The sequence below is a fragment of the Rhodococcus sp. IEGM1428 genome (assembly GCF_050321865.1).
In the GTDB taxonomy this organism is placed as follows: Bacteria; Actinomycetota; Actinomycetes; order Mycobacteriales; family Mycobacteriaceae; genus Rhodococcoides.
The window spans coordinates 1273705-1288154 of the sequence record NZ_JBNQFW010000001.1; the positions used below are offsets into that span (position 1 = coordinate 1273705).

At 64.5% G+C, this 14450-nt stretch carries 12 protein-coding genes; 10 read left to right on the top strand and 2 right to left on the bottom strand.

From position 1 onward, the window contains the following. The first annotated feature begins 39 nt into the window (after window positions 1-39). The 6 genes from ACQR3T_RS05960 (at window position 40) to ACQR3T_RS05985 (ending at window position 10431) form a co-directional block, all read left to right on the top strand. Window positions 40-1530, top strand: coding sequence for an aldehyde dehydrogenase family protein (locus tag ACQR3T_RS05960; RefSeq protein WP_032378220.1), 1491 nt, complete (start codon window positions 40-42; stop codon window positions 1528-1530). Window positions 1531-1554: 24 nt separating this feature from the next. Beyond that, window positions 1555-3066 (top strand): APC family permease, encoded by a 1512-nt coding sequence (locus ACQR3T_RS05965; RefSeq protein ID WP_032377115.1) that lies wholly within the window; start codon window positions 1555-1557, stop codon window positions 3064-3066. 12 nt (window positions 3067-3078) lie between these two features. After that, entirely contained in the window at window positions 3079-4626 is a 1548-nt protein-coding gene (locus ACQR3T_RS05970; RefSeq protein WP_428692760.1) for a GMC family oxidoreductase, read from the top strand. Then, window positions 4616-6538 (top strand): putative nucleotidyltransferase substrate binding domain-containing protein, encoded by a 1923-nt coding sequence (locus ACQR3T_RS05975; protein ID WP_428692761.1) that lies wholly within the window; start codon window positions 4616-4618, stop codon window positions 6536-6538. Before ACQR3T_RS05970 ends, ACQR3T_RS05975 begins: the two co-directional genes overlap by 11 nt. Before the next feature lie 24 nt (window positions 6539-6562). After that, window positions 6563-9241: an MGH1-like glycoside hydrolase domain-containing protein gene (locus tag ACQR3T_RS05980; RefSeq protein WP_428692762.1), complete on the top strand. Its 2679-nt coding sequence runs from the start codon at window positions 6563-6565 to the stop codon at window positions 9239-9241. Between the two features lie 83 nt (window positions 9242-9324). Continuing rightward, the gene (locus ACQR3T_RS05985; protein WP_428692763.1) at window positions 9325-10431 is read left to right on the top strand and encodes an alcohol dehydrogenase catalytic domain-containing protein; all 1107 of its coding nucleotides are present in this window, start codon (window positions 9325-9327) and stop codon (window positions 10429-10431) included. 3 nt (window positions 10432-10434) lie between these two features. Here ACQR3T_RS05985 and ACQR3T_RS05990 read toward each other — a convergent pair whose 3' ends face one another. Then, entirely contained in the window at window positions 10435-11223 is a 789-nt protein-coding gene (locus tag ACQR3T_RS05990) for an ABC transporter ATP-binding protein (RefSeq protein WP_428692764.1), read from the bottom strand. A 94-nt stretch (window positions 11224-11317) separates the two neighbouring features. On the opposite strand from ACQR3T_RS05990, the gene dapB reads away from it, so the two are divergent. Genes dapB through ACQR3T_RS06010 form a run of 4 tightly spaced genes read left to right on the top strand, consistent with a single transcriptional unit; the run spans window position 11318 to window position 13927 of the window. Further along, window positions 11318-12076, top strand: coding sequence for a 4-hydroxy-tetrahydrodipicolinate reductase (gene dapB / locus ACQR3T_RS05995; protein ID WP_032377119.1), 759 nt, complete (start codon window positions 11318-11320; stop codon window positions 12074-12076). A 50-nt stretch (window positions 12077-12126) separates the two neighbouring features. Next, on the top strand, window positions 12127-12546 hold the full coding sequence (locus tag ACQR3T_RS06000; protein WP_052058497.1) for a hypothetical protein: 420 nt from the start codon (window positions 12127-12129) through the stop codon (window positions 12544-12546). Window positions 12547-12552: 6 nt separating this feature from the next. Continuing rightward, entirely contained in the window at window positions 12553-13005 is a 453-nt protein-coding gene (locus tag ACQR3T_RS06005; protein ID WP_037173950.1) for a flavodoxin family protein, read from the top strand. A gap of 16 nt (window positions 13006-13021) precedes the next feature. After that, window positions 13022-13927 (top strand): alpha/beta hydrolase, encoded by a 906-nt coding sequence (locus tag ACQR3T_RS06010; RefSeq protein WP_428692765.1) that lies wholly within the window; start codon window positions 13022-13024, stop codon window positions 13925-13927. Window position 13928: 1 nt separating this feature from the next. On the opposite strand, the gene ACQR3T_RS06015 is transcribed toward ACQR3T_RS06010, so the two are convergent. Then, a complete protein-coding gene (locus ACQR3T_RS06015) occupies window positions 13929-14381 on the bottom strand; it encodes a hypothetical protein (protein WP_052058487.1) in 453 nt (150 codons plus the stop codon). Between the last annotated feature and the right edge of the window lie 69 nt (window positions 14382-14450).

Genomic DNA, 14450 nt, shown 5'->3' on the forward strand with positions numbered 1-14450 from the left:
CGAGTGACCGACTCCGATGCAGGATTCGTTCCGACCGCATTGCGCCCCTCGTTGTTCGTCGACGGGCAGTGGCTGGGGTCCGGTGACGGTGGGACCCGCGACATCGTCGATCCGTCCAACGGCAGCACGGTGGCCGTCGTGGACGAGGCCACGCCCGACGACGCTTTGCGCGCGGTGGCAGCGGCGCGGTCCGCGTTCGACGACGGGCCGTGGCGCTCGGTGACGGTGGGTGAGCGCAGTGATCTGCTCAATCGCATCGCAGACTTGCTCCAACGGGACAAGGCGAAGTTGGCGCACATCGAGACCCTCGATACCGGAAAGACGTTCGGCGAGAGTGAGATCGACATCGACGACGTCACGTCGGTGTTCCGCTTCTATGCCGATCTCGCTGTGGTGCAGGCGGATCGACTGATCGATGTCGACCGGCCCGAAATTCTCAGCCGCGTGGTACACGAGCCGATCGGTGTGTGCGTCATGATCGCACCGTGGAACTACCCGCTGCTGCAGATCTCGTGGAAGATCGCCCCGGCCCTTGCGGCCGGTTGCACGATGGTACTCAAACCGAGCGAAGTGACCCCACTGAGCACCATCGCATTCACCAAGCTGGTCGAGGAAGCAGGTGTACCTGCGGGTGTGGTCAATCTGCTGCAGGGGAGCGGCGCGGTTCTCGGAGATGCGCTCACCCGAAACCGTGACGTCGACTTCATTTCCTTCACCGGTGGGTTGGCGACAGGCAGACATATCCTGGCCGCTGCCGCCGAGAACGTCACCAAGGTAGCCGTCGAACTCGGCGGTAAGAATCCACATATCGTGTTCGCCGACGCGGTGGCCGACGAGCAGTCGTTCGCCGACTCGGTCGACAACGTGCTGACCGGAGTGTTTCTGCATTCCGGTCAGGTGTGTTCGGCCGGAACACGACTGATCGTCGAGGGATCGGTGGCCGACCGTTTCGTGGCCGCCGTGGCAGAGCGCGCGAAGACCATCGTGATGGGTCCGGGTATGGACCCGGCCAGCGAGACCGGACCGCTCGTGTCGCAGGCGCAACGCGAGAAGATCGAAGGCTTCGTCGCGGGTGGCATCGAAGAGGGTGCAACGCTGGTGATCGGTGGAACGAAACCGGACGATCCCGCTCTGGAGAAGGGTAGCTATTTCCTGCCCACGATTTTCGATCATTGCGATCGGTCCATGAATATCGTGCAGGAGGAGACATTCGGGCCCATACTCACTGTGGAGCGCTTCGACACCGAGGCCGAAGCGCTGCTGCTGGGCAACGATACGAATTACGGTCTCGCTGCGGGAGTTCGGACGTCCGACGCCGCGCGAGGCGAAAGAATGGTGCGTGGGCTACGCCATGGAACGGTGTGGCTCAACGATTTCGGTGTCTACACGGCGGGCGCGGAATGGGGCGGCTTCAAACAGTCCGGGAACGGCCGTGAACTCGGTCCGTCCGGTATGTCCGAATATCAAGAAGCGAAGCATATTTGGCACAACACCTCACCTACAGCGGCGGGGTGGTTCGGTACCCGATAGTGCACGATGGGAAAGGCCAGGAACATGGCATTACTGAACGACAGCTCGAGCGGAATGGACGATTTCGGGTACAAGGAATCGCTCGACCGCAGTCTCGGGAAATTCGCCAGCTTCGCCGCCGGCGTCAGCTACATCTCGATCCTCACCGGCACGTTCCAGCTGTTCTACTTCGGTTTCGGCACCGCCGGTCCGGCGTACCTGTGGTCATGGCCTGCAGTCTTCGTGGGCCAACTCTGCGTAGCACTGTGCTTCATGGAGTTGGCCGCGAAGTATCCGGTGGCGGGATCGGTGTACAACTGGGCGAAGCTGTTGGGCCGCAGGATCGTCGGTTGGTCCGCGGGCTGGTTGATGCTCACGGCATCGATCGTGACACTGGCCGCCGTTGCCCTCGCTCTGCAGCTGAATCTGCCACGTATCTGGAGCGGGTTCCAGATCATCGGCGACGGCTCGGGCGACACCGACTTCGCGGCCAACGCAGTGCTGCTCGGTGCGATTCTGATCGCCATCACCACCACGATCAACGCGCTCGGCGTTCGGCTGATGGCAATGATCAACAGTGCGGGTGTGTTCATCGAACTCATTGCGGCCGTCCTCATCGCTATCCTGCTCGCGGCCAACATCACTCGGGGGCCCGAGGTGTTCTTCTCCACCAACGGCTACGGTGCCGGCGAGAGCGGCGGTTACCTCGGTGCCTTCCTGGTCGCCTCGTTGGCGTCGGGTTACGTGATGTACGGATTCGACACCGCGAGCTCGCTCGGCGAGGAAACCGTCGAACCTCGGCGGACCGCGCCCAAAGCGATCTTGCGCGCCATCCTCGCCTCGTTCGTCATCGGCGGAGCCATCCTGGTGTTCGCGGTCATGGCCGCGCCGGACCTGAACGATCCTTCCCTCGGCAGCCCCGACGGCAGCCTGCAGTCCATCGTCGAATCGGTGATGTGGGGCCCGCTGGGCACCGTCTTCCTGATCTGCATCGTCATCGCGGTCTTCGTGTGCTCGTTGGCCGTGCACACCGCGGCCATCCGACTGACGTTCGCCATGGCGCGAGACAATGCGCTGCCCTTCGGTGAGAGCCTGGCTCGGGTGAATCCGAAGACTCAGACTCCGGTGGTACCCGCGGTGACCATCGGCGTGCTGGCCATCGTCATTCTCGTCGTCAACATCGGTCAGCCGCAGATCTTCACGGTCCTCACCTCGATCGCGATCATCATGATCTACCTCGCGTATCTGATGGTCACCGGGCCGTTGTTGGTCAAACGAGTGAAGGGTGAGTGGCCGCCGGCAGATCTGAAGCCCGGCGGGTACTTCACGATGGGCAGGTGGGGCCTGCCGGTCAACATCGCGGCAGTGGTGTGGGGCGCAGGAATGGCGATCAACCTCGCGTGGCCGCGCGAGGCCGTGTACGGAACCCCCTGGTACAACACGTTCGGTGCGTTCGTCTACATCGGCGGCATCCTGGGCGTCGGCCTGTTGTGGTACGCAATCAAGGGGCGCAAGCACATCGGCACTCTGAAATCACATGCCTCCACGGGCAACTAGAAGGAGCGTGCAGTGACAGAAACCCAGTTCGATTACGTCGTCGCAGGTGGTGGGACGGCGGGGTGTGTCCTCGCTGCGCGGCTGAGCGAGGACCCCTCCGTCAGTGTCTGCCTCGTCGAAGCAGGTCCGACCGACGTCGGCGACAAGGCAATTCTCGAACTGGCGGAGTGGATGCATCTGCTCGACTCCGGCTACGACTGGGACTATCCCGTCGAACCGCAGGAGCGCGGCAACAGCTTCATGCGGCATGCGCGGGCAAAAGTGCTCGGTGGCTGCTCCTCGCATAACTCCTGCATCGCCTTTCACCCGCCTGCGGAGACCCTCGACGATTGGGCGGCGGCAGGCGCGACGGGGTGGGGCGCGTCGGACATCCTTCCTTTTGTTGCGCGCGTGGAGAACAACGACACCGGCCGCGGCCACGACGGGCCCGTGCGGATACGCGACGTGCCACCGAACGATCCGTGTGGTGCAGCGGTGCTCGAGTCGGCCGCCGGAATGGGCCTTCCCACAGTCGCATTCAACCGCGGTACGCCCGTACTCAACGGTGCGGGTTGGTTTCAGATCAATGCGGGTGAGGACGGCTCGCGGATGTCGACCTCGCATGCGTACCTGCACCCGATCATCGGATCGCGGCCCAACCTCGAGGTGCGCACCGACTGCTGGATCAGCGAGATTCTGATCGACGAGTCTCTGACCGCGACGGGTGTGCGGTACCAACGCCCCGATCTGACCGGTTACGACACCGTCTCGGCACGTCGCGAGGTGATCGTCACTGCCGGCGCCATCGACACTCCGAAGTTGTTGATGCTCTCCGGAATCGGACCGGCGGCACAGCTACAGGAGATGGGAATCACCGTTCGGGTCGATTCACCCGGAGTGGGCGAGAACCTCGACGACCACGTCGAAGGACTGGTGTTCTGGGAGGCGAGCAAGCCGATGGTCACCACCTCCTCGCAGTGGTGGGAAATCGGGGTGTTCGCGCAGACCGACTCGTCGCTGAACTATCCCGACGTCATGATGCATTACGGCAGTGTTCCGTTCGACATGAACACCCTTCGCTGGGGCTATCCGACCACCGACAACGGCTTCTGTCTGACGCCCAACGTGACCCAGGGGCGCTCGCGTGGCACTGTTCGATTGCGCAGCAGAGACTTTCGTGATCGGGCCAAGGTGGATCCGCGCTACTTCACCGACCCGGACGGCCACGACGACGCGGTGATGCTTGCCGGTCTGAAGCTGGCCCGTTCTATTGCCGCAGACGGTCCACTGTCGGAATGGATCGAACGTGAACTCGCCCCCGGGCCCGAGGCCGTGACCGACGAGGACCTGCTCGACTACGTGCACAAGACGCACAACACGGTCTATCACCCGGCCGGAACTGCTCGGATGGGATCGGTGGACGACGCCATGGCCGTTCTCGATCCTGAGCTTCGCGTCAAGGGAATTTCGCGTCTTCGCGTCGTCGACGCGTCGGCGATGCCGAAGCTGCCCTACGTCAATCCCAACATCACGGTGATGACGATGGCGGAGAAGTGCGCCGACCTGATCCGTGGAGGATAGATCGGCGCTTGCCGACTTTCTCGGCAGGTATCCACCGTTCCAGGGCGCGCCGCCGGCTGTGCTGGCCGAGATTGCGGCAGCAGCCGTCGAACGCGAGTACGGCAGTGGTGCATGGGTTGTGGACCGTCCACCGATGGATGCCTCGGCCGATGCCGACACCGTGTGGGTGGTGCGTACCGGGCGTGTGGTGATCACGCACCCGGACGACACCTCGCGCACCGACATTCCCATCGACACGGTAGGTCCCGGCGGGGTATTCGGATTCTCGGCGCTGCTCTCGGGTGGCACCGTCGAATTCTGTGCGCGGGCTACCGAACCGAGTGTCGTTCTGCAGTTGCCCGGTGCGCTGGTTCGGCCGTTGTTCGCAACGCCCACCGGTCTGGCGTTCCTGGCCGATGCCGTCAACTCCTCTTCTGCATACCGTGGGGGACCGGTGGAGGGCAGCGCCGGCCGGACCGTCGGTGAATTGGTCTCTGCGCCTGCGGTGTTCACCTCCGCCGGTACCACTGTTCGAGATGCCGTCCGGCACATGACCGAGCAGGGCAGCTCGTATGTCCTTGTTCCGCTTCGAGGGTCGCGCCACGGCATCTTCACCGACCGAGACCTCCGAGTTCGCGTGGTGGCCGCCGGGATCGGCGTCGATACTCCCATCGAGAAGGTGATGACGTCGCCCGCCGAGACCGTCACGGCGGACCGACTTGCCGGCACCGTCCTGATGGACATGCTCGAGCTGGGGCTGCGGCACATGCCCGTGCTGTCCGATCGGGGCGAGGTTCTCGGTGTCGTCGAGGATTCCGATCTGCATGCTGCGTCCACCCGGCGTAGCTTCGTGGTCCGCCGGGCAGTGACGTCCGCAGCGACCACCGCCGAACTCGCCGACGCAGGAAAGCTCGTCCCGCGCTTGGTGGTGGATCTGTTCCGAGGCGGCACCGACGCCATGGCGGTCAGCGCGATCCTGTCCGTCGTGGTCGACAGCCTCGTCCGCCGTGCCGTCGAGATCGAATGGTCGGCGCGGCCGGAAGTGCCGCGTGACCGGTTCGCCTGGATCACCCTCGGCAGTGTGGCGCGTCGGGAAGCCATGCCGTCCTCGGACGTCGACAGTGCATTGACCTGGTCCGACACCACCGCGGACCCCGGCACGCGGGGGACATCGAACGCGGTGCCGCGAACCCGCGACGAGGCGCTGATGGACTTGGCCGCCCGCGTACACGTGAGCCTGGACGGTGCCGGACTGCCGTCGGACACCAACGGCGCGGTCGCGAGTTCGCCCCGATTCGCACGCTCGGCCGGGCAGTGGGAAAGGGCCGCAGCTCACTGGCTCAGCAACCCCTTCGGTGACCGTGGCAATCCGGCAGAAGACTCCGGCCTGATCATGTCCTCACTGATGATCGACGGAAGAGTGGTGTGGGGCCCGAGGACACTGCACACCGTGCCGGAGGCCTATCGCCGACTTCTGGTCGATCACCCCGATGCTCTGCGGTTGCAACTGCGCGATGCGCTCGCCGGTCGCGCGCGGCTGCGATCGCTCCGCGACGTGCTGGCTCGGCGCGGCGGCACGTTCGACCTCAAGGCTCACGCTTTGACACCCATCGTCAACCTCGCTCGCTGGGGCGGGCTCTCGGTCGGCATGGCCTCCGCCTCGACCCCGGCACGACTCGCGGCAGCGTCGGGCAACGGAATGCTTTCCGACGATGATGTATCGGTGCTCACCGAAGTGTTCGCCCTGCTTCAACGCTTACGGCTGGCGCATCAGATCGACCAGATCACCGCCGGCCACCGGCCTGGTGACGTGCTGGTCATGGCCGACCTGTCGCCCCTGGAGCGCAGTCTGCTCACCGACGGAGTCCGAGAGATCGCCGCGGTGCAACGCCGAGTCGGTTACCTGGCTGCCAATGTCGGCGTGCATCGCTGACCGCCAACCACCAGACTGTGTGCCGTGACCACCAATCCCGTGAGCGTTCCTACCCCGTCCACCGTCGAGCACTCTCGGTTGGCGGAATCACCCGGCGTCAGCGGCCCGTGGCGTCAGTGGGGGCCGTACCTGGCAGGACGGCAGTGGGGCACGGTGCGCGAGGACTACTCGGAGGACGGAAACGCCTGGTCGTCGTTCCCGTTCGATCAGGCGCACAAGCGGGCCTACCGCTGGGGTGAGGACGGCATCGGCGGAATCTGCGACCGCTTCGGGTTCCTCAATTTTTCGTTCGCGCTGTGGAATCGCAAGGACCCCATTCTCAAGGAACGGCTGTTCGGTCTGGCCAACGAGGAGGGCAATCACGGCGAGGACGTCAAGGAGTACTTCTGGGCGGTCGACGGAACACCGACGCACAGCTGGATGCAGTGGCTCTACCGCTATCCGCACGCGGAATATCCCTATGCCCAACTGAGGGAAGAGAATGCCCGACGCGGCCGTGACGACCGGGAGTACGAGTTGGCCGACACCGGCATTCTCGACGAGAACAGATTCTTCGACGTCCAGGTCACGTACGCGAAGGCCTCACCCGACGACATCTGCATCACCATTTCCATCACCAACAACGGCCCCGAGTCGGCGTCGGTCGATCTGCTGCCGCACCTGTGGTTGCGCAACACGTGGTCCTGGGGACGCGACGACCGCGGCGGTGTCCTGGATCGGCTGACCCCACCGGACCTGCTGGCCGGCGGCCTCGAGGCCATCGCCGTCGACCACGGGTTTCTGGGGCGGTATTACCTCAGCGCCGAGGGCGCGCCTGCAGTTCTGTTCTGCGACAACGAAACCAACGCCGAGGCGCTGTGGGGCCAGGAGAACCTGTCCGCCTATCCCAAGGATGGGATCGGACGGCGAGTCGTCGACGGCGACATCGATGCCGTCAACCCCGAGCAGACCGGAACAAAGGCTGCATTCTGGTATCGGTTCGACGACATCGCTCCCGGTGCAACGGAATCGGTGAAACTGCGCCTGTCGCCCAACCGGCCGGACGAGCAGACGTTCGGGACCGGATTCGACGCGGTCAACATCGATCGCCGAGTGGAGGCGGACGAGTTCTACGGCGCAGTGATCGGTGCCGAGCTCACCGACACCGATCGGCACGTGGCACGGCGCGCCTACGCCGGACTGCTGTGGACGAAGCAGCTCTACCGGTACGACGTCGAAGAGTGGATCGAAGGCGACAAGGTGGGGGCACCGGCCCCGGGATCGAGGCAGGACCCGGGCGGTCGTAATGCGCATTGGCGGCACCTCGCGTTGGCCGATGTGATTTCTATGCCCGACGAGTGGGAGTACCCCTGGTTCGCGGCCTGGGACTTGGCCTTTCATGCGATTCCGCTGGCGCACGTGGACGCCGATTTCGCCAAGGAACAGTTGGTTCTGATGTGCCGAGAATGGGCGATGCACCCCAACGGTCAACTGCCCGCGTACGAATGGGAGTTCGGCGACGTCAATCCACCCGTACATGCGTGGGCTGCGTGGCACGTCTACCGCATCGATGGTTACCGCGACCGCGAATTTCTGGTTCGGGTGTTCACCAAGCTGCTGCTCAACTTCGCCTGGTGGGTCAACCGCAAGGACTCCGAGGGGTCGAACATCTTCGAGGGTGGATTCCTCGGAATGGACAACATCGGATTGTTCAACCGATCCGCACCGCTGCCCCCGGGGTTCCGACTCGAGCAGTCCGACGCGACGAGTTGGATGGCGTTCTACTGCCAGCAGATGTTCAAGATCGCCTTGGAGCTCGCGCGGCACGACAGCGCCTGGGACGACGTCGCAACCAAGTTCTTCTCGCACTTCCTCTCGATTGCGAAAGCGGTCAATTCGTTCGGTTCGCAGCATATTTCGTTGTGGCACGAGGAGGACGGGTTCTTCTACGACGTCCTCGTCCAGCCCGAGGGCGACGCGGTGCCGATGCGCGTCCGGTCCATGGTGGGTCTGCTGCCCATCCTCGGTGCCACCGAGATTCCGCCGTGGGTCGAGGAAGAATGCCCCGATCTGACCGCCCGCCTTCGGTGGATCCAGCGTCGGCGACCAGAGATGGTCAGTCCGCTGCTGGCGCGGCGTGAGGGCGGCGAGGTGCGAATGTTGCTCACGCTCGTCCAGCCCGAGCGGCTGAAGCGCATACTCGCGCGCATGTTCGATTCCGAAGAGTTTCTGTCGCAGTTCGGAATTCGATCGCTCTCGGCCTCGTACCGCGAACCGGTCACGTTCGACGTCGACGGCCGCAGCCTGTCCATCGAGTACGAACCAGGGGAGTCTCGCACCGGAATGTTCGGCGGCAATTCCAATTGGCGAGGTCCGGTGTGGTTCCCCGTCAACGTGCTGCTGGCCGACAAGCTTCGCGCCTACGGCCGGTATTACGGCGACTCGTTCACCATCGAGATCCCCACCGGCTCGGGCAACCATCGCACCCTCACCGACGCGGCGGACCTGATCGACAACGGTCTCGCCGGCCTGTTCCGGCCGGTGGACGGCAAGAGGCCTGCCGACGGCAATCGCATCGAGTCCAGTGCCGACCCGCTGTGGAGCGAGCACCCCAGCTTCAACGAGTACTTCGACGGGGACACCGGCGAGGGACTCGGTGCCACCCACCAAACGGGGTGGACGGCGCTGGTTGCGCACCTGCTCAGGCCACGTCTGCCGCTGTGAGGGCCTGCGGCCCATGTGCACGGAAACTCGTAGCCCACTACGAATTTCCACGCACATGCGGCGCAGCCGCATAGTCTGGCGGGATGAAGATTCGCGGCGCAGTACTCGAAGAAATCGGCCGATCTCGTCCCTTCGCGGACTCGCATCCCATCACGATCTCCGATCTCGAGCTCGGCTCGCCGGGCGACGGCGAACTGTTGATCAGAATCGAAGCCGCGGGGCTGTGCCACTCGGACCTGTCGGTGGTCGACGGCAATCGCGTTCGTCCGGTCCCGATGCTGCTCGGACACGAGGCCGCGGGCCGCGTCGAGGAAGTGGGCGCGGGCGTCGACGACATCGCAGTCGGGACCCGTGTGGTGATGACCTTCCTGCCGCGCTGCGGTGACTGCGCCGGGTGCGCCACCGACGGCCAGATGCCCTGCGTCGTGGGTAGTGCGTCGAACAATGCCGGCACGTTGCTCGGTGGAGGCATCAAATTGCACCGTGACGGGGAAGAGGTCAAGCATCACCTGGGAGTCTCCGGATTCGCCACCCACGCAGTGGTGAGTCGAAAGTCCGTGGTTCCGGTCGAGGACGACATCCCGGCCGATATCGCGGCGGTCCTCGGTTGTGCGGTACTGACCGGCGGCGGGGCGGTGCTCAACGCCGGAACTCCGAAGCCCGGGCAGTCGGTGATGGTGGTCGGCCTCGGCGGAGTGGGCATGGCGGCGGTCCTGACGGCTGTATCGGTCGGTGCCGGTGAGGTGATCGGTGTCGACGGCGTGCCGGACAAGCTGTCCACCGCGACCGATCTCGGTGCGACACAGGTCTACTCGCCCGCCGAGCTTGCAGAGAAGGGCATCAAGGCCGACATCGTGATCGAGGCCGCAGGTAATGCCCGCGCCTTCGAGACTGCGGTCGCAGCAACCGCTCCCGGGGGAAAGACCATCACCGTCGGACTTCCCGCACCCGACGCACGGTCGTCCATCTCGCCCTTGGGCCTGGTGGCGGAAGCGCGCACGATCATCGGCAGCTACCTGGGCTCCGCCGTCCCGGCGCGCGATATTCCCACGTACGCCCAGATGTGGCGCGAGGGTCGGCTTCCCGTCGAGAAGCTGATCTCCTCGCGTATCACGTTGGACCAGATCAACCGAGGCATGGACGAATTGGCCGACGGTAACGCGATCCGTCAGGTGATCGTCTTCGACTGAGCATCAGCTCTGCGAGGCCGTGGCCACCCAGCGGCCACGTTGCTTCGAGATCTCGATGGGATGGTCGAAACAGACACTGATGTTTTCGGTGGTCAGCACAGCGTCGACAGACCCTTGCGCCAGTACTTTTCCGTTGCGGACCAAGAGCGCGTGCGTGGTCGAGACCGGAATTTCCTCGAGGTGGTGCGTCACCAGGATACTCGCCAGGTTCGGATGCTCGGCCCGCAGCGAATCGAGCGCACTCAGGAGTTGTTCGCGGGCAGCGAGATCGAGTCCGGTGGCGGGCTCGTCGAGCAGCAACACCGCAGGGTCGGGGAGCAGGGCGCGCGCAATGAGCGCTCGGCCGCGTTCTCCCTGCGAGAGCGTGTGCCATGACGCCTCGGTGCGATGGGCGACACCGAGGGACTCGATGAGGCGGTGAGCGCGGGCGATGTCGTTCTCGGTGGCCGACCACCTCGGGATCAGGTCGGGAGTGTTGGTCAGCCCGGTCAGCACCACCTGGAACAGCGTCAGCGGAGCGTCGATCCTCAGCCGTGGATCGACGTGGCCGATGTGCGTGCGCAATTCCCGCATGTCCACCCGGCCGAGGCGATGACCCAGAACGTGCACGGCACCGCGGGTGGGATGGACGATGGCACCCAGCAAGCTGAGCAGGGTGCTCTTGCCGGCACCATTGGCACCGAGCAACACCCAGTGCTCGCCCTCGTCGACCCTCATCGTTGCATCGCTGAGCAGGTATCGGCCCCCGCGGACCAGATCGACTCGGTCGGCGAACAGAACAGTGGACGTCACCGGACGACCGTAGCTGCCGGTGCGGACCACAGGGAAAGTAGGCTCTGAGGTCGGTAGGGCCTCGAGACGACGAAGAAACGAGTGTGGGTACGACGTGAGTGCAACAGCACCTGTTCGAGTAGGGGTACTGGGATCGCGAGGCAAGGTTGGGCAGGCTATTTGCGCAGCCGTCGAGGCAGCCGACGACCTCGAGCTCGTGGCAACCGTCGACCAAGGTGATCCGCTGGCGAACCTGGTCGACAGCAGTGCCCAGGTGGTCGTGGATTTCACCCACCCCGATGTGGTGATGGACAACCTGCAGTTCCTGATCGAGCACGGCATCCACGCCGTTGTCGGTACCACCGGATTCGACGAGCCGCGGCTCGAACAGGTCCGTGAATGGCTGGCCGGATCCCCGGAGACGGGAGTGCTGATCGCCCCCAACTTCGCCATCGGAGCGGTGCTGTCGATGCGCTTCGCTCAGCAGGCCGCTCGGTTCTTCGATTCCGTCGAGGTGATCGAACTGCATCACCCCAACAAGGCCGACGCCCCGTCGGGCACGGCGTACCGCACTGCTGCGCTGATCGCCGAAGCACGCGCCGCCGCAGGCACCGCGCCCAGCCCCGATGCGACGACGACCGAACTGGACGGCGCACGCGGTGCAGACGTCGACGGAGTGCGTGTGCATTCCATCAGACTCGCGGGACTCGTTGCGCATCAAGAGGTTCTGCTGGGGACACAGGGCGAGACGCTGAGCATCCGACACGACTCGCTGGACCGGACGTCGTTCGCTCCGGGCGTGCTCCTCGGAGTGCGAGAGATCGCTGCCCGGCCGGGGCTGACCGTCGGCCTCGACCCGCTACTGGATCTGTGAGCTGATCGACAGTGAACAAAGCGACCAAGGTTGTCGCCATCATTGCAGTGATGGTGTTGATCCTCGGCTTCTACTTCTTCCTGCTCGGCCAGCGCGGAGTGACGCTGATCCAGAACGGCGGGGTGGCCAGTATCGCCTTGGGGATCGGGGTCATCCTGCTGCCGATCGTCGGGTTGTGGATCGTGTGGGCGACGCTCAAAGCGGGCTTCGACCATCAGCGGCTGGCATCACGCATGCGGGAGGAAGGCCTCGAACTCGACGTCGACGACCTCCCTCGGATGCCGTCGGGACGAATCGAACGCGATGCCGCCGACGAGCTGTTCCAGCAGATCAAGGCCGAGTGGGAAAAGGATCCCGACAACTGGCGAAGCTCGTACCGGCTTGCGCGGGCATACGACTATGCGGGCGATCGTGGGCGAGCTCGCGAGACCATGAAACGCGCGGTGGCACTGGAACGCGCAGAGAGCTGACGGTCGATGCCGCGCACTCTGCTGGTCGTTCATCACACCCCGAGCCCGCTCACTCGCGAGTTGTTGGAGGCCGTTCTCGCCGGTGCGCGTGATCCCGAGATCACCGGGGTGGACGTGCGTAGTGTGCCTGCTCTCGGCGCGACAGTCCCGGACGTGCTCGATGCCGACGGTTTCCTCTTCGGCACACCCGCCAATTTCGGATACATGAGCGGAGCGCTCAAGCACTTCTTCGACACCGTCTACTACCCGTGCCTGGACGCCGTCGCCGGAAAGCCCTACGGGGCATGGATTCACGGCAACAACGACACCGTGGGTGCTGCACGCGGTGTCGAGACCATCGCGTCGGGCTGGGGATTGGAGAAGGTGTTCGGCACCTTGCACCTCGCCGACGGGGGAAAGGCGGCGCGCGAGCGCTGCTACGAACTGGGCGGCACGGTCTCGGCCGTACTGTCCGACTGAGGGTTACGATCCGATCATGGATTTCGACCGATACGGCCGATTTCTACCCACGGCGTACCAGGGAGCGTCCACCGGCGGTCCCGAGTCGACGTACTGGACGTGGCGCGACACGTCTGTTCATGTGGCGCGCGCGGTCAGGCCCGAATCGAAGGTCCGAGTGCTGGCTCTGCACGGAGCGGGCGGCTACTCGGGTCTGTTGTGGCCGTACGCCGCGATTGCAGCCAGTGAGGGATTCGAAGTGATGTGTCCCGACCTGCCCTTGTACGGAGACACCGTCGTCCCTGATCCAGCGTCGGTGCGCTACGGAGACTGGCTCGATCTTCTCTGCGACCTCGTCGTCGCGGAGAAGTCGATCGACGACCGCCCGTTGATCCTGTTCGGTGCCAGCATGGGCGGCATGCTCGCCTACGAGGTTGCACATCGAACGGGGTTGGTGGACAAAGTGATCGCCACATGTCTGCTCGACCCCGCCGATCCGGTCGCCCGTCGGGCTGCCGCCCGCTTCGACATCCTCGGCGGACCCGCACCCCAGCTGCTGCGGGCGGTGTCATCGGTGGCGGGTCGGGTTCGTGTTCCCGTCAGGTGGATGGCCGACATGGCGAACATGAGTCTGAACTCCGAACTGTCGAACCTGTGCGCTGGAGACCCCAAGGGTGGAGGGGTCGCGGTTCCCGTCGGCTTTCTCGCCGACTTCTTCGGTTACGCGCACACCCGGCCCGAAGAGTACGACGGCCCATCGGTCCTGCTGACCCATCCCGCCGAGGATCGATGGACGCCGCCACAGGTCAGTATCCGATTCTTACAACGCATCCGGGCAGACACCGAGATCGTGATGCTCGACGGGTGCGGTCATCTGCCCGTGGAGGAACCCGGGTTGACGCAGCTGGCAGATGCGCTGAGGTCTGTTCTGAAGAACTATTGACTCAGTCGGAATCGGCGGGGGAGTGGGGTCGCAGAACGTCGTCGGCCGGGATCGACAACGGAATTTCGAGTAGTCGTTCCGGCCAACTCGGGTACGCGGGTCTGATCCACACTCGGTTGTCGTCGAGTTGCGTCATCAATACCCGACGCCACTGCCAATCATCTTGCGGCGTGAGGAGATCGGTCTCGAGCTGCAGAGGCAGCGGGGCTTTCGTCCAGTGCGGCAACGACAGTGATGCCAGTCCGCGTTCTTCCAGGGCGGCAATCGCGTCCTCCAACGACACACCCTGCGCAACAGTGATTCCCACCGGATTGACGGCATCGACCAGGTATCCCTCGTCGTGTTCGTCGCGCGGAGTCGATCCACTCGAGCTGTGTGCGACAGTCCACCCGATCACCTCGCCGTCCGAGGCTCGCTTCACCGGCAATCTGCTACGCCACCGTTCGATATCCACTGTCCCCAGATTACGCGGCCCCGAGGATGCCCGGCTCGATGTAGTGAGTTCGGTGAAGAAACTATGTCC

What these genes read in the sequence shown, in the direction of transcription:
- ACQR3T_RS05965 (WP_032377115.1), top strand. Translation starts at nt 1,555, where the DNA reads ATGGCATTACTGAACGACAGCTCGAGCGGAATGGACGATTTCGGGTAC.
- ACQR3T_RS06000 (WP_052058497.1), top strand. Translation starts at nt 12,127, where the DNA reads ATGGTGTTGATCCTCGGCTTCTACTTCTTCCTGCTCGGCCAGCGCGGA.
- ACQR3T_RS05985 (WP_428692763.1), top strand. Translation starts at nt 9,325, where the DNA reads ATGAAGATTCGCGGCGCAGTACTCGAAGAAATCGGCCGATCTCGTCCC.
- ACQR3T_RS06010 (WP_428692765.1), top strand. Translation starts at nt 13,022, where the DNA reads ATGGATTTCGACCGATACGGCCGATTTCTACCCACGGCGTACCAGGGA.
- ACQR3T_RS06005 (WP_037173950.1), top strand. Translation starts at nt 12,553, where the DNA reads ATGCCGCGCACTCTGCTGGTCGTTCATCACACCCCGAGCCCGCTCACT.